We start from the raw sequence: 23,654 nt of genomic DNA, 5'->3' as shown, positions 1-23,654 counted from the left end.
CCGCAACGACGATGACGCTCCGTCATCACATCACCGGGCGCCGCAAACATCACCTGCTGTTCACTTTGCGTTCATACTCCAATCCACGTCCGGCAACACCGCCGGACGACAATGAAGTATACGGATACATGTCTCTTCGTCGTTTCGGGGGATATTCGATACATGACGACCGGCGACGAGGGGACTCGAATAACAGGAGATGAGATGTTCAGGGCAGTGCATTCGTCGATGAAAACCTGGACGGTCGCGGCCATAGCCGCGGTTCTCGCAATGGTGATGATGCTCGCCGGATGCGCGGGCGGTACGGATTCCCAGAAGAACGGCGGTGGCACATCGTCCGGCGACACGTCGCAGACCGACCCGACATCGTCGGCCAAGCCAACGGTCTCGAACAACGGCAAGACCGAAACCTACAAGCCGGCTGACGGCAATGCCACGGCCACATTGAAGATCGCCTCCGGCTCGGAGAACAAGGAGGTGTCCGCGGCCATCCAGCGCGCGGTCGACGACTCCAAGATCGGCGTGACCATCGACTACATGGGATCGCTCGACATCATGAACGTGCTGAAGAACGGCGGCAAATCATACGACGCCGTCTGGCCGGCGTCGAGCATGTGGATCACCATGGGCGACACCAAGCATATCGTCAAGGACCAGCAGAGCACCTCCACCACGCCCATCGTGTTCGGCATCGCCAAGTCCAAGGCGCAGCAGCTCGGCTGGGCCAACGGCGACGGCACCACCAAAGCCGTGAAGACGCAGGACGTCATCGACGCGGTGAAGGCGAAGAAACTCACGTTCTCCATGACCAGCGCCACGCAGTCGAACTCCGGCGCCAGCGCCTACCTCGCGTTCCTCACCGCCATCGCCGGCAAGAACCAGGCCCTCACCAAGGCCGATCTCGACAATGCGAACGTGCAGGCCAACGTGCACACGCTGCTGTCCGGCGTGGACCGTTCGTCCGGCTCGTCCGACTGGCTCAAGGACATGGTCGTGGCCAATCCCGACCGGTTCAACGCCATGGTCAACTACGAAAGCCTCGTCATCCAGGCCGACAAGGTCCTGACCCAAAAGGGCAAGGACCCGCTGCTGGCTGTATACCCCTCGGACGGCATCGCCGTCTCCGACTCCCCGCTCGGCTATGTCGACCGCGGACAGAACCTCAACGACGCCTACGACTCCTTCGCCAAGGCCCTGAAGTCCAAGGACGCGAAGCTGCTGTTCGAGCGCGCCGGCCGTCGCACCGGCCTCGCGGGCGTGCTCACCTACAAGAACGATGCCAAGGTCAAGGATGCGTTCCGCAGCGAATGGGGCATCAACACCGGGGCCGACGCCTTGAAGACCATTCCGCTGCCGGCGGCCGACGTCATCGACGAATCGCTGAACGTCTACCAGTCGAGCCTGCGCAAGCCCAGCTGGACGGTATGGGTGGTCGACTACTCCGGTTCCATGCAGGGCGACGGCAAGGACGGCGTCGTGCGCGGACTCAACGCCGCGCTCGACCAGACGCAGGCCAGGCAGTCGCATCTTGAGGCCGGCAAGAACGATGTGAACATCCTCATCCCGTTCTCCGGCGACGCGCAGGAGCCGACCAAGTCGACCGGCGCCGACACGACCGCCATTCTGCAGCGCGGCCAGGCGACCGACACCATCGGCGGCACCGACATCTACGACGGTCTGGAGAAGGCCCTGCAGAACCTGCCGAAGAACACCGGCGACTACACCACGGCCATCGTTCTGATGACCGACGGCGTCTCGCAGACCGGCAACAAGGACGCGTTCACCAAGCAGTACAAGGCCTCCGGCCACGACGTGCCCGTGTTCTCCATCATGTTCGGCCAGGCCGATCCCGCCCAGCTCAACGAACTCGCCAAGCTCTCCAACGCGAAGGTGTTCGACGGACGATCCGAGGACCTGGCTTCCATCTTCCGCCAGGTGAAGGGATTCAACGGATGATCAGCACCATCATCAGCTTCCTCGCCGGACTCGGGCTCGCCGCCCTCACGTTCTGGGTGGCGGGCGGCGGCATCGTCGGTCTCGTCGGCGCGGTGGTCGTGGCCGCCGGCGGATACATCGGCGTCTCGTACCTCACCCAGCCGGAACGCAAACTCGGCAAGGTGCTTGCATCGGCCGTGCCCAACGGGCAGAAGGCCGTGGAGGCCATCGACATGGCCAACGCGCGCATGAACGCCATCAGCGGCCTGATGTCCCAGGTGCGCGACCCTGCCGTACGCAAGGAGGTCAACGACATCGTCGTGGCCACGAAGGCGCTCACGGCGTTCGTCGAGGACAATCCCCGTTCGTACGAGACGCTGCGGCATTTCATCAACGTGTATGGCGACCAGACGCAGAACCTGCTGCAGGGCTATGTGGAGGTGGAGCGTTCCGGCGCCCGCGACCAGATAGCGAAGGCACGCATCGACACCATCAACGCCATGCAGGTGCTCGAGCAGACCGCCGCCGGCGAGCTCTCGCACGCCGTGGAGGCGAAGACGCTGGCCCTGTCCGCCGATTCGGAGGCCATCGCGCGGTTGGCCAGCATGGACGGCTACAGCGTGGAGACGGCGCATGACACCTTGCCGGGCGATGCACAGGCGCGGTCCCAGCGGAACGGCCGGCGCCCCGCATCGACATATACGTCGCCGATCCCGTACGACCGGCCGGCGAACGGACCGATGAACGTGCCGGCGGGAACGCCCGGGCCGCTGCCGGCGTCCGGACCATCGCCGGCATCCGGAGCCGGCGCGGCGGAAACGCCGACGGCACCTTCGCCGGCCGCGGACGTTCCCGCCGACGATGGAACGGCTCAGAAAGGAGTCAGGTCGTGAAACTTTCGAAATCGAAGATCATCGGTCTCGCCGCGCTGCTCGTGGTGGTGCTCGTGCTCGGCGGCGTCACCGTGCTGCGCAACTGGAAGGCCAGCACCGCCCCCAAGCCCGTGAAGACCGAAAGCGTGACCGGCTATCTCGGCGGCGAGAAGATCACGCTGTTCGAGGACCAGCAGTTCAAGGACCTCGCCGCGAAGAACGGCCTGAAGATCGACTACCGCAAGGCCGGCTCGCTGTCCATGATGGATGCCGACAACAACGGCATGGACTATCTCTTCCCGTCGTCCAAGGTCGCCGTCGAATACGGCAAGTCGAAGAAGATCGACACGTCGGGCGCCGACATCGTGTTCAACTCCCCCATCGTCATCTACACGCACAAGCAGGTGGCCGACGGCCTGGTGAAGACCGGCATGATGAGCAAGACCGACGGCGTCTACCATATGGACATGGCCAAGGCCGTCGACGCGCTGAAGACCAACAAGACGTGGGCCCAGGTCGGCTGGTCGGGCGGCTACGGGCAGTTCCGCATCGACTCGACCGACCCGGTGAAGTCGAACTCCGGCAACGAGTACGCGGCCCTGGTGGCCACGGTATTGAACGGCGGGCAGCCCGCGACCGTGCAGTCCGTGCAACGCGACCAAGCCACCCTGCAGTCCATATTCTCGAAATCCGGTTGGATGGAGACGAGTTCGGAGGACAGCTTCAACCAGTTCCTCACGCTTGGCGTCGGATCGAAACCCATGATGATCGGCTATGAGAGCCAGGTGCTCGACGTGGCCGCCAACCAGCCCGACGCATGGAACCAGGTGAAGGACGACATCGTCATCGTCTACCCGACGCCGACGGTATGGTCCACGCATATGCTCATCCCGCTTGACGACAAGGGCCGCAAGCTGCTGACGCTCCTCAAGAGCGACGACATGCAGAAACTCGCCTGGCAGCGGCATGGGTTCCGTTCGGCGAACTTCACCGGCACCGACGGCATCAAGCGGTTCAAGGTGCCCGGCACCGTGGACCAGGTCACCGCCGTCTCCGAACTGCCCAGCAACGACGCCATGCAGGCGATCATCACCACGCTCTCGAAAGGACAATGAACCATGAAGGAAATCTCTCTCAGCGACCTCGCGGGAGGCTCGCAGACCAGTGCCGTGGACCTCGCCGCACCGTCCGGGGACCAGGCGCTGGCCGCCGACGCCACGCCCGACCAGCAGATCGCGAAGCTCAATCCGGCGGATCAGGCGAAGGTGACGCAGCTGGCCGGCTCGCTCGACCTGACCAAGGCCGGCATCGAATCCGCATACGGCAAGGACGTGCAACGCGCTACGTCCACGTTCGCCGACGACATCCTCGCCAAGACGCGTTCGAAGGACGCCGGCCAGGCGGGCGAGCTGCTGCAGGGTCTGCTCGTCACCGTGGACGAGGCGGAGCTGAGCGGCATCAAGAAGGTACCGATCCTCGGCACGATCGCCGTGAACATCAACAAGCTGCGCCGCCGCTACGAGAAGGTCTCCACGCAGATCGACGACATCGTCGCCAAGCTGGAGGGCGCGCAGAGCCAGCTCGTCTCCGACATCTCGATGTTCAACACCATGTATGACCGCAACGCCGAGCAGTACCGCGACCTGAAAATCACCGTGCTCGCCGGCAAGAAGGCGCTGGCGGACTTCAACGCGAACCAGCTGCCAAAGCTCGAGCAGGAGGCCGCCGCGTCGCAGGACCCGATGCAGGCGCAGATCCTCTCCGACTTCAAGGCCAAGCTGGAACGCTTCGCCAAGCGGCTCGACGACCTCGACCGCGTAAGCGTGATCTGCCTGCAGACCGCGCCGCAGATCAAGATCATCCAGAACGCCGACCAGATGGTGTGCGACAAGATCGACACCACCATCTCCACCACGATTCCGGTGTGGAAGAGCCAGATGGTCATCGCGCTCGGCCTAGAGAACCAGCGTCAGGCGCTCGACCTGCAGAAGAAGACCGACGACGTGACCAACAAGCTTATCCAGGCCAACGCCCGTGCTCTGCATCAGGGTGCCGTGGACGCGGAGAAGGCGAACCAGCGTTCCGTGGTCGACATCGAAACGCTGGAGAAGGTGAATTCCGAACTCATCGCCACGCTGCGCGAGACCGTGCAGATCCAGAAGGAGGGCAAGGCCAGCCGCGCCGCCGCCGAGGTGAAGATGCGTCAGCTCGAAGGCGATCTGAAGAACGCGCTCATCGAGAACGCCCAGCAGCTGGGGCGGTAAGGGCAGCTTTCCGAGATACGAGATATGTATTGGCTCCCCTCGCTGAGGGGAGCTGGCCGCCGCAGGCGGTCTGAGGGGAGTTGAGTACCCGAGGTGCCACTCCCCCAGTCGACTCACGCCATTGGCTCCCCTCAGCAAGGGAAGCCAATGGGTATTCTTATACTTTCACTCACTTCACGGCACCGGTGAAGTCGTCGACCAGCGCGCTCATCCAATCGGTGAGGTTCGTGTACTCCTTCGGCATCTGCTCGGTGAGCTTCACCACGGGCACATCGCCTTCCGCCGCGGCAGCCTCCAGATGCTCGGTGGTGTCGTTCGATTCCTGCGTGTTGAGCACGAATACCTTCATCTTTCCGGCCTTCAGCGCGTCGGAGAACTGCTTGATGTCGGCGGGCGAGGGCTCGCTTTCGTTGGCGCTGGCGTTCTTGTAGCCGCTGGTGGTGGCGTCGGTCATGCCGAGGTCGTCGGCGAGGTACCATGCCACGGACTCGCTGGCGGCGTACGGCACGCCCTTGGTCTTGGATTCGGCCGCCTTGATCTTGTCCTCGACCTTCTGCTCCTGGGCCTCCCATGCCTTGTGCCGCTGTTCGAAGTAGTCCTTCTGGTCGGGCATGGCCTTCTCGTAGGCTGCGGTGATGGCATCGGCGGTCTTCTCGCGCACATCATGGGAGAACCAGACGTGGGGATTGTCGCCTTCCTTGATACCGTCGGTCTCGGCGGCGTTCACCACGTCGGCCTTGGTGCCTTCCGTGGCCTTGGACGCCCATGAATCGTAGTCGGCGCCGTTCACGACGGCGACCTGCGCCTTGGCGAACGCGGCGACGTCGGATGTCGTCGGCTCGTAGTCGTGGGCCTCCACGTTCGTGCTCGCCATGATCGACTTCACATCGACCTTGTCGCCTCCCAGCGCCTCAGCCACGGAACCCCACTGGTTGATGCTCGCCACCACCGCGATCTTCTCGGATGACCCGCCGCCGGACGTCCCCGCACCGCCGCACGCCGCCAAACCGATGGTCATGATCGCCGCCGTTGCGGCAGCCGCCAGCATGGTCATCCCGCGCCTGAACCGATTCGACGCAATTGCCTTGGTCCTGTCGCTGCCGGTCATGCTTGTATCGTTCATTGTTCGTCGTCTTTCTACCGTTGCATTCCCCTCTCTGAGGAAATCCACGCTCTTAGTATACACATAAATTGATAATCATTTTCATTATTGGATAAATTTCTTTTCCATTGGCAAAACCATGAATCAATCCCGAAAACACGAACCGAGGGCATCTGCCCCCAGTCGTCATCCGACAATCGTCGAAATTCCAATGCCGCGTTTGTTCCCAGCCGGCCGTCCTTGCCACGGAGCGTCATATAACGGCATTTGGGCGTTCCCCGCCATTCATACGCGTCACCGAACGACGATGTCCCCTCTTATTGCATTCCGTGCCACGAACCCCAACCGACACTCCACCGCCCTTGTTGCAATTTCAACGGTTTCGAACCAAACCACTCTTCATGAAAGCCCATCCGCCGTCACGGAATGGATAATCGCGGCAAAATGGCTTTCCCTGCCGAACTTTTCCGCCACGAAGCGAAAAAACGCAACGAAAACGGGCTCCGTGCCAAAAATCCGGAGCGAAAAGCCGGAGTTCACTGCCTCAACGCGGTGATGAGGTCCTGCATGGCGTCGTTGGGTGGCAGTTCGGTCACGTTCTGCACGGTGTCGACGGTGCCGGGCACGCCGAACCGCCTGATGGAGTCGGTGCCGGAGAAATCCACGCTACGGAAGCCGTGCCGCTCCCATGCGAGCTTCTGCGCCGGCTTCGATTCCAGCAGCGTCAGCAGCCTCTCCCCCTTGGCGTCGAGCGCCATGAACGTGTGCGTGCTCCACACGGTCGGCGTCGGATACGCGATGACCAGGTCGTCCTTCACCTGCGCGTAGGCGTCGGGATTGTTGACGGCGAGATCGAGAATCTGGCTTTCATAGCCGACCATCATGGGCTTGGAGCCCACGCCGAGCGTGAGGAACTGGCTGAAGCTGTCCTCGGAGGAGGTCTCCATCCACCCGGACTTCGCGAAAATCGAACGGATCACGGCGGCGTCGCGTTTCACCGTCGCCCGCGTGGCCGGCTGCCCGCCGTTCATCGTATTGGCCAGCAACGCCGCGTATTCGTTGCCGGAATTGGATTTCACCGGGTCGGTGCTTTCGATGTGGAACACGCCGTAGCCGCCCACGTACCCGACCTGGGCCCATGTGCGCCCGGCCTTCATGGCGTCGACGGCCTTCGTCATGTCGAGCCGCCACACGTCGCCGTCACGGCGCATGATGCCCGACTTCGCCAGCCCCTCGGCCACGGATTTGTGCGTGTAGACGACGATGGGCGAGTTGAAGACGATGTCCTGCCTCGCGGCCTTGACGCCCTTGGAGGCGCCGTATTCGACTGCGGTGCGCGACGAGGGAAACAGGTAATCCATGCCCGACCGGTCGGCCGTCATCATGTCGAGGGAGCCGGCCTTGCGGTAGTCCACCTTGAGTCCGGAGTCGGCGGCGAGCTTCGTGAATTCCTCGTCGTCGAACAGGCCGGTCTTCTCGCCGCCGAGGTATCCGGTCACGGATACGGTCGACCGGGCCGGTCGGGATTCGGGCTTCGACGTCGTTCGCCATACCGCGAATCCGCAGATGACCGCGACCACGACGATCAAGGATATGAGCCCGACGATCCTGTTCCTGTTCATATTCCCATTTCAGTCGGTGGCGTTGACTTTGCCTGTGGAGGATTCATCGGCGGCCTCGACGCCATCGTCGGCGGATCGCCTCTCGGCGTCCGCGCATTCGGCGCACACGCCGAAGATCTCAAGAATATGGTGGCTGATGGCGAAGCCGTTGTCCTCGGCCACCTTGCGGAACCATGCCTCGCTCGGCGGTTCGATGTCGATGGTCTTGCCGCAGCGCTCGCATACAAGATGATGGTGGTGCCGCTGCGCGTCCTCGCCGCAGTCGCGGAACAGCTGCTCGCCGCCCATGCGGATGGTGTCGGCCTCCCCCGCCGCCGCCATGGCGTTGAGCTGACGGTATACGGTGGCCAGACCGATCTTGGAGCCTGCGTCCTGCAGCCGGCGGTGCAGGTTCTGCGCGGATATGAAATCATCCGTCTGCCGCAGCGCCGCACGAACCGTTTCCTTCTGAACCGTCCGCCTTGTCAGATGCTCGACCATGCATACCCCGTTTGCCGTGAACTCATTCGTTGCGCGTACTCATACAGAACGCACTCATATAGAATACGCACGTCAACGACCAAAAATACGGGCCCAAAATCCCATTATCAGCGATTTACGGTGCGTTGCGGTCGTTTCCGGAACGGAAAACGACCATGACGCACCGCGAATCGGCGATATCGGGGTCTTGGGCCCGTATTTCAATAACCGATTACTTCATCTGTGCCATGATTGCCCGTCATGACCATCCGTCATGACATACGACGATTACAGCGGCCAGTAGGGGGCCACTTCCTTGTCGAAGGCGTCGGACACCTTCTTCGCCACGACGGCGGGGTCGGTGTCCCAGATCTTCTGGTTGAACAGCTCGCATTCGATGTCGCCTCGCCAGCCGGTGTTCCATACGGCCTCGGTGAGCGGCTTGAAGTCGATGACGCCTTCGCCCATGTAGTGGCGGCTGAGCAGCGGATCGGCCTCGAGAGGGGTCTTCCAATCGCACACCTGGTACGTGGCGATGCGGCCTTCGCGTCCGGCGCGGGCGATGGATTCCTGCACCTGCGGGTCCCAGAAGATGTGGAAGGTGTCGACGGTCACGCCGACGGCCTTCGGATTGAACGGCGCGGCGATGTCAAGCGCCTGGCCGAGCGTGGAGACGCAGGCACGGTCGGTGCAGTACATCGGATGCAGCGGCTCGATGGCGAGCGTCACGCCGGCGTCGAGGGCGTCCTTCTCAAGCTCGGCGAGCGCCTCGCCGATGCGCAGGCGCGCGCCGGTGAGGTCCTTGGAGCCTTCGGGCAGGCCGCCGACGACGAGCACGAGCACGTGGCAGTCGAGCGCGGCGGTCTCCTCGATGAGCTTGCGGTTGTCGTCGATGGAGGCGCGGCGGGCGGGCCCCTCCTCCATGGTGAAGAAGCCGCCGCGGCACATCGTGGAGACGCGCAGGCCAGAGTCCTTCACCATCTGGACGGCGGTTTCGAGGCCGACGGCCTCGACGGGTTCGCGCCACAGGCCGATGCTCTGGTAGCCGGCGGCCGAGCACACGTCAAGCGCGGTCTTGAGGTCCGCGTACTTGATGGTGGCCTGGTTCATGGAAAGAATCGGATTGGTCATGATTGATGCTTCCTTAGTGCTTCAATGCTTCCGTATGCTTCCGCGAGGATACCGACCGGGTCACAGCAGGTTTTCGGGGACCTCGATCTTGCGGCCTTCCTTGGCGCTTTCGTAGCCGAGGTTGGCCAGACGCACGCCGCGGGCGCCGGATTCGAAGTCGTACGGGTAGGGCTTGTGCTCGACGAGGGCGCGGATGTACTCCTCCCACTGGGCCTTGAAGCCGTTCTCGAACTGCTCGTCGGTGGCGATCTCCTGCCAGTTGTCCCAGTAGTTGTGCGGATCCGGGACGTCCGGGTTCCAGAAGGCGAGCGGCGTGGCCGGGCGGGCCTGAATCTTGGCGGTGAACAGGCCGATGACCGCGGAGCCGAGCGTGCCGTCCACCTGGAACTCGACGAGTTCGTCGCGGAAGACGCGGGTGTTCCAGGAGGAGTTCATCTGCACGGTGATGCCGTTGACGGTGTTGAACACGGCGTAGGCGGCGTCCTCGGCGGTGGCGTCATAGTGGTTGCCCTGCTCGTCCCAGCGGTCGGGAATCTCGGTCTTGGCGTCGGCGTAGACGTCGGTGATGCGGCCGAAGAGGTTCTCGATGATGTAGTTCCAGTGCGGGAACATGTCGGAGATCATGCCGCCGCCCTGCTCCTTCTTGTAGTTCCAGCTGGGGCGCTGAGACTTGTGCCAGTCGCCTTCGAACACCCAGTAGCCGAACTCGCCGTGCACGGAGAGGATGCGGCCGAAGAAGCCGGAATCGATGAGGCGGCGCAGCTTGAGGAAGCCGGGCAGGAACAGCTTGTCGTGTACCACGCCGGAGACGACGTCGTGCTCCTTGCCGAGCTTGACGAGTTCGACGGCGTCCTCGAGGGTCTCGGCGATGGGCTTCTCGGTGTAGACGGCCTTCTTGCCAGCCTTGATGGCCTTTTCGATGGCGGCCACGCGGGCGGATGTGACGAGGAAGTCGGCGTACAGCGGGTACTTGTCGTCGGCGAGGACCGAGTCGAGGTCGGTGGTGTACTTGATGCCGCCGTGCTTTTCGGAGACGGCCTTGAGCTTGTCCTCGTGACGACCGACCAGGATTGGGTCGAGCTGCACGCGGGAGCCGTCGGAGAGTTCGACGCCGCCCTGCTCGATGATCGGGAGGATGGAGCGCACGAGATGCTGGCGATAGCCCATGCGGCCGGTCGCGCCATTGAGAATCACGCCCAGAGTCTTATCTGCCATGATGGTTGTTCCTTTCGGGATTGTGTTGTGTTTGATTGATTGACGATATGCGTATTGGTATTGGTGGCTCCCCTCATGGTTGGGGGGAGCCGGGATCCTGCGGAATCAGTCGATGTTGCCGTTCTCGCGGTAGGAGCGCCAGACGTTCTCGAAGAAGTCGTCGTCCTCGGGAATCGGGTGCACCGGTCGCCAGCTGCAGGAGACGGTGCCGTTGGCCTGGGTGTCGGAGTCCTGGCTGAACTTCGTCTCCTGGGTCACGCCGTTGTAGGCGCCGCCGTCGAGCTTGAAGCGGAAGATGTCCTCCATGTCGAGCGGGGTGTCGGGGTCGTCGCCGTAGCCCTTGACCGGCAGTTCGCCTTCGGGGTTCGTGTAGAGCACGGAACCGCGGGAGGTGTTGCCGGCGTGGTCGGCGTATTCGGCCATGGCGCCGAGGTACACGTAGGCGGTGGTGAGGATGTCGCGCACGAGGAACAGGCGGTCGACGCTGCGGCGGGAGCCGGCGTTGGCGCTCACGGTGCTTTCGTATTCGTCGAGCCATTCGCCCACCTGGCGGTATGCGGCCTCGACCTCGTCCTTCTGGCGGACGGGGCCGGCCTTGGCGCTCATGAGCTCCTGCACGTCCTTCATGTACTGGTGCACATTCTCGGAACCGCTCTGCTCGGCGCGCGCGGTGGCGGTGTCGAACAGGTCGAAGTCCTCCTTCGCGCGGTTCGCGACGGCGGCCTCGAACGCGGCGTCGTCGAGGGTGGCGGCATCGGCACGGCGGGCGGCGATGTACGTCGCGGCGCGGATGGCGGCGACCTGACCGGCGTTGAGGCCGGTGCCGCCGGGACGGTACACGCCGTGCACGCCGTCGGCCTCGCCGATCGGGAACATGCCTTCGACGTTGGAGCGCCACCAGGCGTCCATGACCAGTCCTCCGTTGTTGTGCTGGGCGCACAGGTCGATGCGCAGCATCTCCTTCTCGAGGTCGACGCCCGGGTTCTTCTCCAGATAGAACTGGTAGGCGGGCTCGTTCATGTGGCGCAGGCGCTCGATGGGGGTGCCGGTCAGCGCGCCGGCCTGCTCGAGGTACTCGTAGGCCTCCTTGTCGAGCTTGGAGGCGTCGAGCTCGGGCTGCACGGGGTTGGAGCGGAAGTCCAGGTACACCTTGCGGCCGCGCAGCACGGTCTCGCGGTAGACGAGCAGGTCGATGAGCGAGCTGCCGTCGCGGGCCTTGCGGATGTCGAACGGCCACTGGTAGCCCTTGAGGAAGATCAGCGAGAGCTGGCGGCCGTAGTCCGGGATGGCCTCGGAGAGGAACTCGCGCTCGTCGGAGCCGTCCTGGGCGGTGGAGACGAAGCGCGGCAGCACCTGCATGTAGGTGCCGGAGACGTTCCACTTCGGGTTGGTGGAGGCGAGGCCGAACTGCCATTCGGTGAGGTTCTTGCCGTCGACGCCCGCACGGTAGGCGGCGCCGGAGGCACCCCACTGGCCGTTCGGGTACACGCGGTTGCTGTAGATGCCGGCAGGGCCGCCGGTCGCGTAGACGAGGTTGGCGGTGCGCAGCACGAGGAAGCGCGACTCCTCGGCGCCGTCCTGCACGTCGGTGCGCAGCACGAGCAGGCCGACGACCTTGCGGCCGCCCTTGCCGTCGTCGGCGGTGAGGATGTCGACCACGCGGCAGCGGTCGTAGGTGTGGATGCCCTTGGACTCCACCGAGGCCTGCAGATGCTCGACCATAGACTTGGAGGTGTAGGGGCCGATGGACGTGGCGCGACGGCGGGGGTCGTGGTCGGTCTTGTAGCCGATGTACTCGCCGTACTTGTTGCGCGGGAACGGCACGCCGAGGTCGCACAGGTGCAGGAAGCCCTGGGCGGAGACGGCCGCCTCCACGAGCGCGGTGTCGCCGTCGACGGCGCCGCCTTCGAACAGGGTCTGCGCCATCTCGCGCACGGAGTCGGGGTCGCCGCCGGAGAGGGTGAGCTTGTAGTAGGTCTGCTTGTCGGAGCCGGCGTTGCGGGAGGTGCCGCCGTTGATGTGGTCGGAGACCAGCACCACGTCGGTGACGCCCAGGTCGTACAGGCGTTCCGCGGCGCAGTATCCGGCGGCGCCGGTACCGACCACGACGGCCTGGTGGGTGACGACCGGCACGTCGTGGCCGGCGATCGTGAGTGTGGTTTCGTTCATATTGGTGCCTTAGTGAGGTGCCGGACGTTCATCGTCCGGAAGAACGGTTGTATGGGGGAATATGGAGGGAAAAGAGTGGGTGTGGCCCCTTCCCGGGCGTCGGGCCGAATGCCGTGGACGAAGACGCATGAATCTCATGGAAAGAAAGGAGGAGTTGTCTCACAAGATATGCGGTTGAAAGCCTTATGTCCTTCGTCCGGGCCGCCGCGAATCCCGCACAGAGGAGAATGCGGGCCGTGGCGCGACCGTCGGTCCTGCGAAAGGGGCCAGGTCTGTCAGAGCACCGGGATGTGCATGCCGCCGTCGACGTTGATGATGTCGCCGGTGGAGTACGGGGTGTTGCCGGAGGCGAGGATGGACACGGCGCCGGCGACGTCGGCGGGCTTGCCCCAGCGGCCGATCGGGGCGCCGCCGTTGGCGAAGAAGGTGTTGTACTTGTCGTGCACGGTGGAGGTCATGCTCGTGGCGATGATGCCCGGGCGCACCTCGTAGACCACGATGCCTTCGGGGGCGAGGCGCACGGCCCACAGCGAGGTGGCCATGTGCACGCCGGCCTTGGAGATGCAGTACTCGCCGCGGTTGAGGGAAACCGTCTCGGCGGAGGTGGACGCCATGTTGATGATGGTGGCGACCGGCTGCTCCGGCGGCTCGGGGAGCTTGTCGAGCGGTCCGCGCAGCTCGATGACGCGGTTGGCGAAGGCCTGGGTGAGGAAGTACGGTCCACGCAGGTTGATGCCCAGCACACGGTCGAAGCTTTCGGGCGTGGCCTCGAGCAGGTCCTTGCGCTCCTTGGGGGCGACGCCGGCGTTGTTCACGAGCACATCGAGGCGGCCCCAGGCGTTCACGGCGTCGTCGAGGTAGCGCTTGTGATCGTCGAAGTTGTCGACGGAACCCTGCACGTAACGCACGAGGGAGTCGTCGCCGGCCTCTTCACGCAGCTCGGCGAGCACGTCGGTCGGCTCGTCCCACACATCGAGGATGGACACGGCGAAGCCGTCGGCAATCAGTCGCTTCGCGATTCCGAAACCGATTCCCTGCTTACCACCAGTAACAAGAGCAACTTTGTGCGTCATCGCAATCTTCTTAACGGTTTTCTTGCTGTCGTTTTGAACCATACACCATTTTGAAACCGGTTTCAAATCAAGTCAGAAATAATCCGCGAAACGCCGGAAAAATCGTCGCTTTCGAAAATTTATCTCCCAAACATACGACGTCTCCGAAATCAATCGGCACAACGGTTTTCAAAGCCTCGACACGCCGACGGCGAAGCAAATCATGGCAACCCGCCGTCGCGACACTCCGGAAAGGCATGGTATCGTGTTTTTCCAGCGATGTAACTAGTTACCTAAATGATGTTCGCATCGTCGGTTCCGCATCAGCGAGAATGGCCCGGACGCCCGATGTCCGGCCTGTCGACGACGGAATGACCGACGGCGAATGCCATACAGGCGACATCCTACATCCCCCACCCCGTTTCCCCTATGATTTGCAGCAGATGCAAAGGAGCATGATGAACATCAACGTCAAGAACGCCGCCGTCACCGACGCGCAGCAGAACTCATTCCCATGGAGGCCGTCGATAGCCCAGTTCTTCGGCACCATCGGCTTCTACGCCCCGTTCTTCGGCATCAGCGCCGTGCTGCTGCCGGCCAAGATCCAGATGATCGCCCCCGACCAGAAGGTCTCCATGGTGGCGAGCGCCACGAGCATCACGCTGCTCATCTCCGTGTTCGCCGGCTTCATCTGCGGCGCGCTGTGCGACATGACGCGCTCCCGCTTCGGCGCCCGCACGCCGTGGATAGTCGGCGGCGGCATCCTCGCCACCGTCTGCCTCGTCATCTTCGCCACGTCGTCGAACGCCACCGTCGCGCTGGGCGCATGGTACGTGTACGTGGTGTGGTACAACGCCGTCATGGCCGCCGCCATGGCGTGGATGCCCGACCTCATCGCCCCGAAGTACCGCGGCACGGCGAGCTCCATGTTCGGCGTGGCCACGCAGATCGGCCTCAACGGCGCCCAGTCGCTGGCCTCCCTCTACATCACCAACGTCTCCAAGGGCGTGTTCATCCTGCTAATCGTCGCCGACGTCGCGCTGATCCTCGCCGTCGTCATCTGCCAGGAGAAGTCGAACAAGCACGTTCCGCGCGAGCCGTTCTCCTTCGAATCCTTCAAGACGAACTTCCTGCCGCCGCGTCACGCCGGCCGCGACTACTGGTTCGCCGCGCTCGCCCGCCTCATGTACATGATGCCCGGCGGCATCGGCACCTACCGTCTGTACACGCTGACCGACTACATGCACACCCCGGCCGAGGCGGCCGCCAAGTGGATGAGCCTCATGGCCGCGCTGAGCCTCGTGATGGCCATCGTCGCCGCCGTGATCTCCGGCCCGCTGGCCGATAAGCTCAAGACCATCAAGGTGCCGGTCGCCGTGGCCGTGTTCCTGGTGGGCGTGCCCTGCTGGCTGCCGTTCTTCATCCCGACGCCGCTCATGTACACCATCTACGTGGCGCTCTCCGGCCTCGGCGGCGGCATCTTCGTCGCCCTCGACCAGGCGCTGATGACCTCCGTGCTGCCGAACCAGAAGAACGCCGCCAAGGATCTGGCCTTCCTCAACGTGGCCGGCACCATCGGCCAGATGCTCGCCCCGCTTCTGGCGGCGGCCGTGATCGGCATCTTCGGCTACATGGGACTGTTCCCGATGGGCTTCATCGTGCTGTCCATCGCCGCCGTCTCCGTGTTCGGCATCAAGGGCGTCAAGTGATCTGACTCTTACCACCCCTCCTTTTCGAGCGTTCCGCATGGTCTGCCAGCCATGCGGAACGTTTTTTCATGCGCATCCGTCTGTTCGCCTTTCATATGCATGAGACTTCCGGACACGATTCATCGATTGCCGCCGCATCTCATAATTCATGATTCGTTCCTATGATTCGCGCCGTGCACGAATCGGCATATGCACCGGCAATCGCCATATCGTGCCTCGGCCTTACGCAACATGACGCCTGCAATCGGCTTCCACACGGGTATTCCATCGGCACGATTCGCCGGTTACCGCGGCATCTCACGATTCGTGCCATACACGAATCGCAGAATATATCGATATCAGACGATTCGCCCCCTGATTTTCGCGTATCGAATCGTCTATTGCATCCATATCTCACGGTTCGTGAATACACGAATACGCGGATATCTCGGCATCTTGCGATTCGTCGGGAAAAAACGACGTCGATGGCAACGTCATAGTCAACGAGGCTCCTCCCGAAAAGCACTAAAGTCCCCAAACGCAAAAGGCTTCGCACCATATTGGGTGCGAAGCCTTTGAGGTATCGGATGCGCGACCTTTGCGCATCAATCAGTCAGGATTGTCGGCCGGGCCGCGATGCAGCCTGCGACACGGACCGGCCGTCAGTGCCGTTCGGCGTAGTCGAGGTATTTGAAGTCGGCGTGGGAGCCGTGGGCGTCCATGTCCTGGGCACAGATGCCGAGCATGGCGCCGGTGAACGCACAGCCCTTGATCGTGCGTTCCACATAGTCGTCGCTGATGTGGTCGGCGGGCTGGTCGCCGCCGAGCGGCTTCAGTTCGCCGTCGCCCAGCGCGTAGGAGAATTTCGCGACGGCGCCGCGCACCTCCACGTGCAGCTTCACCGGGTCGGTGCCGGAGATCTCCACCTGCTCGCAGCCGTACTCAAGATCCTCGTGGTCGCAGCGCAGGATCTGCAGCACGCGGGTGTCGGTGCCCTCGGTGTCGAAGGTGACGCACGTGTAGATCCAGTTCTGGGTGTCGTAGTAGAGAATCAGTCCGGCAAGCTGCTGGAAGTTCTTCGGCTGGAAGTCGATGACGGTTTCGGCGTCGAAGTCGAAGTGCTCCCAACGGCGGGCGAACAGGCTCTGCCGGTGCTGCGAGCGCAGGGACTGGCCGCCATAGAGGCGCAGCCAACCGGGACGGGCGGTGAGGCTGTAGTCCTCGCCGGCAACGAGCGCGGTGCGCAGGGTCTTGAGGCTCGGCGGGATGGCCGGGTCGGTGACGGAGGTGAGCGGGGTGGAGAGGGCGTCGGACGCGGCTTCATCTGCGGGCACGGCCAGAGCCGAGAAGTCGATGCGCTCAGAGTGGTCCGTCTTCTGCACCACGCCCTGCGAGATCTTCGGGGCGGGCACGTCGAGGTCGGGGCTGATGGTGTTGTTCTCCAGGCGCGGCCAGCCGTCCTCGGTCCAGTAGATCTTCTGGATGCCGGTCTCGCGGCCGAGCGTGCAGTTGCCGCGTTCGGTGAGCGGACGGCCGCAGATCTGGGTCACGTACCATTCGTCGCCGATCTGAAGGAAGCAGCAGTGACCCGACTTCTGCAGCGGGTTGGTCGGCTCGTCGCGCGCGGTGAGCAGCGGTGTGTACGGCGAATCCTCGAACGGGCCTTCGAGCGTGCGGGCGCGGGCCACGGTGGCGGCGTGCATGTAGCCGGTGCCGCCGGCCGCGCACAGCAGGTAATACCAGCCGTTGCGCTTCAGGATCTGCGGCCCCTCGCACACGCCGAGCTTGGTGCCCTTGTAGAAGTGCCTGCGTTCTCCGATGAGCTTCATGGTCTCCGGGTCGAACTCCTGGATCACGGTGCCGGCGAACAGTTCGTGGCTCGGACGGTAGTCGTAGAGCATGTTGAGGAACCACTTGCGGCCGTCGTCGTCATGGAAGATGGCCGGGTCGAAGCCGGACGCGGTCAGGAAGTGCGGCTCGCTCCACGGTCCGGTGATGCTCGGCGCGGTGATCACGTAGTTGAGCGTGTCCTTGAACGGCGCATAGGTCTTCACGTCCGTGTAGACGAGCCAGAACTTGCCGTCGGCGTAGCTCAGGTGCGGCGCCCACAGGGAGCCGGAGTCGTAGTTGCCGAGCAGGTTCACCTGGGATTCGCGGTTCACAGGCGCGGCGACCCACTCCCAGTTGACGAGGTCCTTGGAATGGTAGATGTCGATGCCCGGCCACCATTCGAAGGTGGATGTGGCGATGTAGTAGTCGTCGCCCACGCGCAGGGCGCTGGAGTCCGGGTGGAAGCCCGGCAGGATCGGATTGTGGATCATCGTGGTCATGGGAAACTCCTTTGTCATGAAATCACAGTAATACGGCCACGCCGTCGAAGTCGGTCAGGCCGCTGACGGTCAGCGTGCCGTCGGCAAGCGTCACGTTGATGCCGCTGCGGTGGAACGCGCGGGCGATGACGCTGGAGAAACCGGCATCCGCATCACCATCGTTCGCCTCGTCCAGCGAGATTGTCACGTTCTCCGGCGCATCGTGGAACGTATGCAGCACCACGAGCGTGCGGCCCTGCGCGTCGGTGCCGTGCTCGCCGCGGCGCACGATCGCCTGCCATCCGCGTGGATGACGGTAGCTGCCGAGTTCGGACCCATGCCATTCGCTCGCACCGTGATCGATGGTCGGCGCGGCGGCACGGTAGAAGTCGACGCCGCTGTGGATCACGTCGTTCTTCTCGCCGGAGAACGCGTTCGCGTCGCCGGAGAAGCAGAGACGGCCGAGCAGGCCGGAACAGATCTGATAGTGCAATTTGCTCGCCGGCTCCTCGTCACGCACCACGGCCCAGATCTGCGACTGACGCGGCAGAATCATGCGGTGCATGTTCGCGGCGATCACGGGGATCTCGTCGCATTCGTGCGCGTCGGAGAAGCTGGCCATGGCGCCGATCTCCATGAACGACTGCACGAGCCGGTGGCCGCCGGACGCGCAGATCTCGATCATCAGGTCCGGCAGTTCCTCGCGGATGCGGCGGAAGAAGTCCTGCGACGCCTGGACCTGCGAGTACAGGCCGTCGCCCAGCGACGCGTCCGGGTCGCCGGGGGTCTCGCAGCCGATGCCGATGGTGTCGTTGTAGTCGACTTTCATATAGTCGAATCCGTTGTCTCGCAACATGTCGATGACCTTGTGCGCAAGGTAGTCGCGGACCTCAGGATTGCGCATGTCCCACCAGCGGCGGTTGCCGGAGGTGATCGGCAGTCCGTCTCGCGTGAGCAGCCATTCGGCCTTGTTGAAGCAGTCGGGCTCCTGGCGTCCGGCGACCTCGAATTCGAACCAGATGCCGGCCTTCATGCCGGCCGCGTGGATCGCGTCGACGACGGGCTTCAGACCGTGCGGGAACGCGGTCTTGCTGACCTTCCACTTGCCGAATCGGCTGGCCGCCTCGAACGCGGCGTCGTCGAACCATCCGGCGTCGATGACGAAGTATTCCACGCCGAGCGCCTTGACCGCGTCGAGCTGTTCGAGCACGCTCTTCTCGGTGGGCACGCCCCAGGTGGAGCAGAATTCGTTGAAGATGATGGGCAGGTGGTTCTCGGATTCGGGAACGTCGAGATACCGTCGCACGTTGCCGGCCACGGCCTGCGCGGCCTGGTTCACGTCGCCGGCGACCACGGCGACGACGGCCTTGGGCGCGTCGAAGCGCTCGCCCGGCTTCACGGCGTGCGTCCACTGGCCGAATTCGCGGTCGGCGATGCCGCCGGACAGGCTCAGCCCGTCGTCTCGGCGGTAGGCCTCGATCTGCCAGCTGGAGGCGTGCGTGGTGGCCGCGGCCCAGGTGACGCCGGCGCGCTCATCGGTCAGTCCCACGAACGGTACCCATTCACGTACGGGGAAGCTGCCGACCGAGCCGAAACGCACGGAGTTGGCGGAGAATCGCTGCCAGCTGGGTTCGAGCTCCAGATCCTCGACCGGCTGGGAGAGCAGTCGTCCCTCGGCGCTCCATGTGCTGCGCATGCGGTGCAACGCCAGGTTCTCCGGGTCCAGTCCGGTGGCGAACGGCGAGAGCGAGCCGAGCGTGAAGCTGGAAAGCATCTCGAACGTGATCGATTCCACGGAGTCGTTGACGACGGACGTGCGGATCTCCACGGCCGGACTCTTCGTCGTCATCGTCAACCTGTGTTCGTAGTGCCAGCCGCGCGGGTCGTCGATGCGCGTGGTCACGGTGGTCACGCCGTTGTCGTCGGCGAGTGCGCGCGGCTTGCCGAACTCCATGCGCGCCACGGTCTGCGAGTTACGCATGGTGCGCCCCTGCGAGAAGCCGAACGGGTAGTCGTCTCCGATGATCTTGGCCTGCACGAGCGGTTCGGCGGCGCAGTCGTCGCGCAGGGCCGCGTCGACACCGCCATCGTTGCCGAGCACGTCGGACGGCACGAGCAGCAGTTCGACGATACCGGTTTCGGCGTCGCGGCGGTATACGGCCGTGGTCCCGCCCACGGTGGACTGCAGAAGAATCGTTCGCATATGTGTTCCTCGTGTTCCTTGTTTCAGTCGAATCATTGCCGTCGGCTCCCCTCGGTCAGACATTCGTCTGACGGCTACCCTCAGAGAGGGGAACCGACCGTGCAGCGGATTGAGAGGAGTGCGACCTCACGAATATCGCTTCCACGACCTTCCATTGACGCGGATGTTGTCAGCGGCCATGTCGTCGCAGCCGTCGGTGAGAATCGCGGGGCGTTCGTCGTCGTGCAGCGTGCGCAGCCGGACGTTCCGCAGCTGCAGGTCGGCCACGTTGCGCAGGTCCATGAACGACGTGCGCGACCAGTCGGGCCAGTAGTTTTCGCTGGACCTGCCTTCCGGCGCGACCAGTCGGTCGAGCACCTTCGGGTATTCGCCGGCGGGGATGTCGGACTGCTTCACGCCGCCGATGAACGTGTACCGGATGTCGCTGAGCGTCACGCCGCTAATCGGATGGCCGTCGGCCGCGTCGAAACGGATGCCGTTGAATCGCGGCGAGCCCATCACGTCGTCGGTGAAACGCATGTGCGTGTTCGCCATCTCCTCGTCGTCGACCGCCGTCAGATGCGAGATGTCGATGTTCTCGAGCCTGCCGATGGCCGGAACATGGTCGAGTTCGATGGACGTGCCGTAGTCGTCGGGCTCGAAGCGGTTGTTGAGGATCACGAAGATCGGACGGGTGACGTTGCGCATGACGATGTTGCTGACGCTGATGTCGCTGATCGTGCCGCCCTCGGTGCTTTCGATCTTGATGCCCTCGCGCCACACACGGTCGAGCGTGCAGTTACTGATCGTGACGTTGCGGATGTCGCCGATCGACTTCAGGCCGATGCGGATGCCGGCGCAGATGCCGGAGAACTCGCAGTTGGTCACGTGGACGTCGTGCACGGGCAGCGCCTTGCTGCTGGCCTGCAGGCAGAAGTTGTCGTCGGTGCCGCGCACGTAGCAGTCGGAGACGAACACGTGGGCGCAGCCGTCGAAGTCGAGGCCGTCGCCGTTGTAGCGCTTGTCGTTCCTGATGTCCACGCCGCGCACCCAGATGTATTCGCTGTCGAGGAACGCGGTGGTCCACGCGGCCGCGTTGTACAGGCGCAGGTTCTCGATGTGCACGTTGGAGCAGCGCAGCACGCGGATCATCATCGGCCGGTAGATGGAGCCCTCGTTGGGGAACGCCTCGGCCTGTCCCTCGATCATGCCATGGCCGATCAGACCGAAGTCGTGCGCGTCCTCGGCGTAGATGAAGCAGCGGTCGATGTTCGTCTCGTTGCGGTAGCGGTTGTGGTGCACGTCCGGCGAGTAGTCGGCGATGTTCGGGCTGGCGACGAGCCTTGCCGACGCGGCGACGTTGAGATACACGTTCGACTTCATGAACAGCGTGCCGGAGAGGAACGCGCCGTCGGTCAGACGGACCGTGCCGCCGCCGTTCGCGGCGCATGCGTCGATGGCCCGCTGGATGGCCGCGGCGTCGTTGGTCGTGCCGTCCGCCTTGGCGCCGTAAGTACGGGGATCAATCGTCATTGAAAGGTTCCTTTTGTGTTGTGTGGGATGGGTATGCACCTTTATGGAATCGCCTCCCCTCAGTCAGCCTGCGACTGACAGCTCCCCTCGACGAGGGGAGCCAGTGGAAGCCGGTCATGCTCTGGCTACCTCATGATTGAGGGGAGCCGATGGAAGCCGGACAGCCTCTCTTATTGGCTCCCCTCATGATTGAGGAGAGCTGTCGGCGCAGCCGACTGAGGGGAGTCGACGACACCTACTCGACCGTCACCCTGCGAACGCTCACGCCAGCTGGGCGTCGAGCGGCAGGTTGTCGATGGCGTTCCGCGCGGCCACGAGCGCGTCCTTGAGCGGCGCGACCTCGGGGTACCAGCGGCGCTCCCATTCGAGCGACAGCGGGCCGGTGTAGCCGCCGTTCTTCAGCAGACGGCAGCACTTGGCCAGCGGCACGCGGCCGGTGCCCTGCAGGACCGGGGTCTGGTCGCCGGGGAACGCGCAGTCCTTGATCTGCACGAGGCCGCGGCCGTTCGCGATGTACTGGCCGATGTATTCGAACGTGGTCACCGGGTCTTCGCCGACGCGCCACGGGTGGGCGAGATCCCAGATGGAGCCGACGCGGTTGCCGGGGGCCAGACGGTCGATTTCGGCGTGGATCATGGCGTTGCGCTCGCCATTGGTGTGCGAGTCGTGGGTTTCGAGCAGCGGCTGCACGCCGAGCTTGTCGGCCAGCGGCAGGGCCTTGACGATGATGGCGGCGCCGCGCTTGGAGATGCCGGCGAGATTCTGGCCGTCGGGCAGGGCGAGACCGGGCAGGCGGTCGGGGGTCCAGCACGGGTCGAGCGGGGCGGTCGGGAACACGCGCACGTACTGGGCGCCGAGCACGTCGGCCATGTGCAGGCAGTGTTCGAGGCTTTCGAGCAGTTCGTCCTCGGTGCGGTCGGGGTTGCACACCTGCACGCGGGAGTCGACGGAGAAGATGGAGACGTTGGCCTTTTCGGCGAGCTCGTCGCGCATGGCCTTGAGCTCGTCATCGGTGGAGGTCATGGTGAATTTCATTTCATCGCCGACCGCGACCTCGATCTTCGTAACACCGGTTTCAGTGAAGGTCTTCGCCAGTTCATCCATGGTGTCGTACGGCGCGCCGAGCGTGCTTGCAGCCAGTTCCCAAGCCATTGTCGCTTTCCTTTCCTAAGCCTCGTTGCTGAGGTATCGCAGGGCTTTGGGAAACATATGGTTCCGTCGGCCCCTATATCATCCATATCGGCCCATCGCGGCTCGTCGTCGTTTCTGACTCCCCGCCGTTTCTGAAACCGATTTCAAAAACAGTTTCAGTGTACACCAATCCACGCCCCGAAACAGCGGGTTTTGCGAAAATCGCCGTCGTACGACGCCAACGCGAATCCCGCGCATGACACGCACAAACGCATAGCGTCGAGCGACCGGTGCACAAACAGCGACCGGTGCACACACACGATACAAAACCACGACGCCCGGCGTCGACGCATGGCACGGAACGAATAATCACAACGAAATGTCGTTCCGTGCCAGAATTTCCTGGCACGGAACAGAAAAACAACAATGAAAACGACTCCCGTGTCACAGGTACGTGACAAGCTTGTCGATCGGCTTGCGACGCGCGTGTTTCGCCGACGGCTCGGCGTCGACGGCCGGATAGCCGAGGTCGAGCATGGCAACGACCCGCTCCTTGTCGGCCAGTCCGAACGCTTCACGCACCTTGTCGGGGTCGAACACGTTGACCCAGCAGCTTCCGACGCCGCAGTCCGTGGCGGCGAGCATCATCTGCGTGGTGGCGATGGACGCGTCCTCCACGCCGGAATCGTATCTGCCGCCCGGATATTCGAACACGTCGGTCATGTCGTACGTGACCATCAGCACGGTCGGCGCGCCATACCGGCATTCCGACAGTTCGTCGACCTTGGCGAGTCCCTCCGCCGAACGGATGACGTACACATGCTGCTCCTGCTGGTCGACCGACGTCGGCGCCAGACGACCGGCCTCGAGAATCGCATCCAAATCGGATTGCGCGACCTGCCGCGCATCATACTTCCGGCATGCATACCGCCGCGCAATCACATCGTTGAATTCCATCGTGCATATCCCCTTCCATCGCCATTCCGACGA

General features: G+C 63.7%; 17 protein-coding genes. 5 read left to right on the top strand and 12 right to left on the bottom strand.

Annotated features, from left to right (window positions below):
- Positions 1-204 precede the first annotated feature (204 nt).
- The 4 genes from GFD18_RS00550 to GFD18_RS00535 are packed head-to-tail and all read left to right on the top strand — an operon-like array spanning position 205 to position 5,071.
- The gene (locus GFD18_RS00550; protein WP_225432829.1) at positions 205-1,956 is read left to right on the top strand and encodes a vWA domain-containing protein; all 1,752 of its coding nucleotides are present in this window, start codon (positions 205-207) and stop codon (positions 1,954-1,956) included.
- The gene (locus tag GFD18_RS00545; RefSeq protein ID WP_163200065.1) at positions 1,953-2,828 is read left to right on the top strand and encodes a 5-bromo-4-chloroindolyl phosphate hydrolysis family protein; all 876 of its coding nucleotides are present in this window, start codon (positions 1,953-1,955) and stop codon (positions 2,826-2,828) included. Before GFD18_RS00550 ends, GFD18_RS00545 begins: the two co-directional genes overlap by 4 nt.
- Positions 2,825-3,922, top strand: coding sequence for a hypothetical protein (locus GFD18_RS10990; protein ID WP_225432827.1), 1,098 nt, complete (start codon positions 2,825-2,827; stop codon positions 3,920-3,922). Before GFD18_RS00545 ends, GFD18_RS10990 begins: the two co-directional genes overlap by 4 nt.
- A gap of 3 nt (positions 3,923-3,925) precedes the next feature.
- Positions 3,926-5,071 (top strand): toxic anion resistance protein, encoded by a 1,146-nt coding sequence (locus tag GFD18_RS00535; RefSeq protein ID WP_163200066.1) that lies wholly within the window; start codon positions 3,926-3,928, stop codon positions 5,069-5,071.
- Positions 5,072-5,240: 169 nt separating this feature from the next.
- Here GFD18_RS00535 and GFD18_RS00530 read toward each other — a convergent pair whose 3' ends face one another.
- The 7 genes from GFD18_RS00530 to GFD18_RS00500 all read right to left on the bottom strand — a co-directional run bounded on the left by GFD18_RS00530 (position 5,241) and on the right by GFD18_RS00500 (position 13,842).
- A complete protein-coding gene (locus GFD18_RS00530; RefSeq protein ID WP_404801596.1) occupies positions 5,241-6,125 on the bottom strand; it encodes a metal ABC transporter solute-binding protein, Zn/Mn family in 885 nt (294 codons plus the stop codon).
- Between the two features lie 584 nt (positions 6,126-6,709).
- The gene (locus GFD18_RS10985) at positions 6,710-7,795 is read right to left on the bottom strand and encodes a hypothetical protein (protein WP_225432824.1); all 1,086 of its coding nucleotides are present in this window, start codon (positions 7,793-7,795) and stop codon (positions 6,710-6,712) included.
- 9 nt (positions 7,796-7,804) lie between these two features.
- Entirely contained in the window at positions 7,805-8,275 is a 471-nt protein-coding gene (locus GFD18_RS00520; RefSeq protein WP_163200067.1) for a Fur family transcriptional regulator, read from the bottom strand.
- A 267-nt stretch (positions 8,276-8,542) separates the two neighbouring features.
- Positions 8,543-9,385: a sugar phosphate isomerase/epimerase family protein gene (locus GFD18_RS00515; RefSeq protein ID WP_163200068.1), complete on the bottom strand. Its 843-nt coding sequence runs from the start codon at positions 9,383-9,385 to the stop codon at positions 8,543-8,545.
- Positions 9,386-9,445: 60 nt separating this feature from the next.
- Positions 9,446-10,600, bottom strand: coding sequence for a Gfo/Idh/MocA family protein (locus tag GFD18_RS00510; protein WP_100509883.1), 1,155 nt, complete (start codon positions 10,598-10,600; stop codon positions 9,446-9,448).
- Positions 10,601-10,705: 105 nt separating this feature from the next.
- Positions 10,706-12,769, bottom strand: a complete 2,064-nt coding sequence (locus GFD18_RS00505; protein WP_163200069.1) for an FAD-binding protein — start codon at positions 12,767-12,769, stop codon at positions 10,706-10,708.
- 275 nt (positions 12,770-13,044) lie between these two features.
- On the bottom strand, positions 13,045-13,842 hold the full coding sequence (locus GFD18_RS00500; protein ID WP_100509885.1) for a 3-ketoacyl-ACP reductase: 798 nt from the start codon (positions 13,840-13,842) through the stop codon (positions 13,045-13,047).
- A 434-nt stretch (positions 13,843-14,276) separates the two neighbouring features.
- On the opposite strand from GFD18_RS00500, the gene GFD18_RS00495 reads away from it, so the two are divergent.
- Positions 14,277-15,530: an MFS transporter gene (locus GFD18_RS00495; protein WP_163200070.1), complete on the top strand. Its 1,254-nt coding sequence runs from the start codon at positions 14,277-14,279 to the stop codon at positions 15,528-15,530.
- A 641-nt stretch (positions 15,531-16,171) separates the two neighbouring features.
- Here GFD18_RS00495 and GFD18_RS00490 read toward each other — a convergent pair.
- The 5 genes from GFD18_RS00490 to GFD18_RS00470 form a co-directional block, all read right to left on the bottom strand.
- Complete coding sequence (locus tag GFD18_RS00490; RefSeq protein ID WP_204313997.1) at positions 16,172-17,839, bottom strand: glycoside hydrolase family 43 protein; 1,668 nt, start codon at positions 17,837-17,839, stop codon at positions 16,172-16,174.
- 22 nt (positions 17,840-17,861) lie between these two features.
- The gene (locus GFD18_RS00485; RefSeq protein ID WP_163200071.1) at positions 17,862-20,021 is read right to left on the bottom strand and encodes a glycoside hydrolase family 36 protein; all 2,160 of its coding nucleotides are present in this window, start codon (positions 20,019-20,021) and stop codon (positions 17,862-17,864) included.
- A 126-nt stretch (positions 20,022-20,147) separates the two neighbouring features.
- Positions 20,148-21,533, bottom strand: a complete 1,386-nt coding sequence (locus tag GFD18_RS00480; protein WP_163200072.1) for a glycoside hydrolase family 28 protein — start codon at positions 21,531-21,533, stop codon at positions 20,148-20,150.
- 261 nt (positions 21,534-21,794) lie between these two features.
- Positions 21,795-22,685 (bottom strand): sugar phosphate isomerase/epimerase family protein, encoded by an 891-nt coding sequence (locus GFD18_RS00475; protein WP_163200073.1) that lies wholly within the window; start codon positions 22,683-22,685, stop codon positions 21,795-21,797.
- Between the two features lie 423 nt (positions 22,686-23,108).
- On the bottom strand, positions 23,109-23,621 hold the full coding sequence (locus GFD18_RS00470; protein WP_163200074.1) for a nitroreductase family protein: 513 nt from the start codon (positions 23,619-23,621) through the stop codon (positions 23,109-23,111).
- Positions 23,622-23,654 lie beyond the last annotated feature (33 nt).

Source organism: Bifidobacterium saimiriisciurei (genome assembly GCF_010667655.1).
Classification (GTDB): Bacteria; Actinomycetota; Actinomycetes; order Actinomycetales; family Bifidobacteriaceae; genus Galliscardovia; species Galliscardovia saimiriisciurei.
The sequence above is the reverse complement of the archived record's forward strand: the minus strand, read 5'-3'. Positions and strand labels throughout refer to the sequence as shown.

Coding starts and splice junctions, on each gene's coding strand:
- GFD18_RS00550 (WP_225432829.1), top strand. CDS start 205: ATGTTCAGGGCAGTGCATTCGTCGATGAAAACCTGGACGGTCGCGGCC.
- GFD18_RS00545 (WP_163200065.1), top strand. CDS start 1,953: ATGATCAGCACCATCATCAGCTTCCTCGCCGGACTCGGGCTCGCCGCC.
- GFD18_RS00535 (WP_163200066.1), top strand. CDS start 3,926: ATGAAGGAAATCTCTCTCAGCGACCTCGCGGGAGGCTCGCAGACCAGT.
- GFD18_RS00530 (WP_404801596.1), bottom strand. CDS start 6,125: ATGACCATGCTGGCGGCTGCCGCAACGGCGGCGATCATGACCATCGGT.
- GFD18_RS10985 (WP_225432824.1), bottom strand. CDS start 7,795: ATGAACAGGAACAGGATCGTCGGGCTCATATCCTTGATCGTCGTGGTC.
- GFD18_RS00520 (WP_163200067.1), bottom strand. CDS start 8,275: ATGGTCGAGCATCTGACAAGGCGGACGGTTCAGAAGGAAACGGTTCGT.
- GFD18_RS00515 (WP_163200068.1), bottom strand. CDS start 9,385: ATGACCAATCCGATTCTTTCCATGAACCAGGCCACCATCAAGTACGCG.
- GFD18_RS00510 (WP_100509883.1), bottom strand. CDS start 10,600: ATGGCAGATAAGACTCTGGGCGTGATTCTCAATGGCGCGACCGGCCGC.
- GFD18_RS00505 (WP_163200069.1), bottom strand. CDS start 12,769: ATGAACGAAACCACACTCACGATCGCCGGCCACGACGTGCCGGTCGTC.
- GFD18_RS00500 (WP_100509885.1), bottom strand. CDS start 13,842: ATGACGCACAAAGTTGCTCTTGTTACTGGTGGTAAGCAGGGAATCGGT.
- GFD18_RS00495 (WP_163200070.1), top strand. CDS start 14,277: ATGATGAACATCAACGTCAAGAACGCCGCCGTCACCGACGCGCAGCAG.
- GFD18_RS00490 (WP_204313997.1), bottom strand. CDS start 17,839: ATGACCACGATGATCCACAATCCGATCCTGCCGGGCTTCCACCCGGAC.
- GFD18_RS00485 (WP_163200071.1), bottom strand. CDS start 20,021: ATGCGAACGATTCTTCTGCAGTCCACCGTGGGCGGGACCACGGCCGTA.
- GFD18_RS00480 (WP_163200072.1), bottom strand. CDS start 21,533: ATGACGATTGATCCCCGTACTTACGGCGCCAAGGCGGACGGCACGACC.
- GFD18_RS00475 (WP_163200073.1), bottom strand. CDS start 22,685: ATGGCTTGGGAACTGGCTGCAAGCACGCTCGGCGCGCCGTACGACACC.
- GFD18_RS00470 (WP_163200074.1), bottom strand. CDS start 23,621: ATGGAATTCAACGATGTGATTGCGCGGCGGTATGCATGCCGGAAGTAT.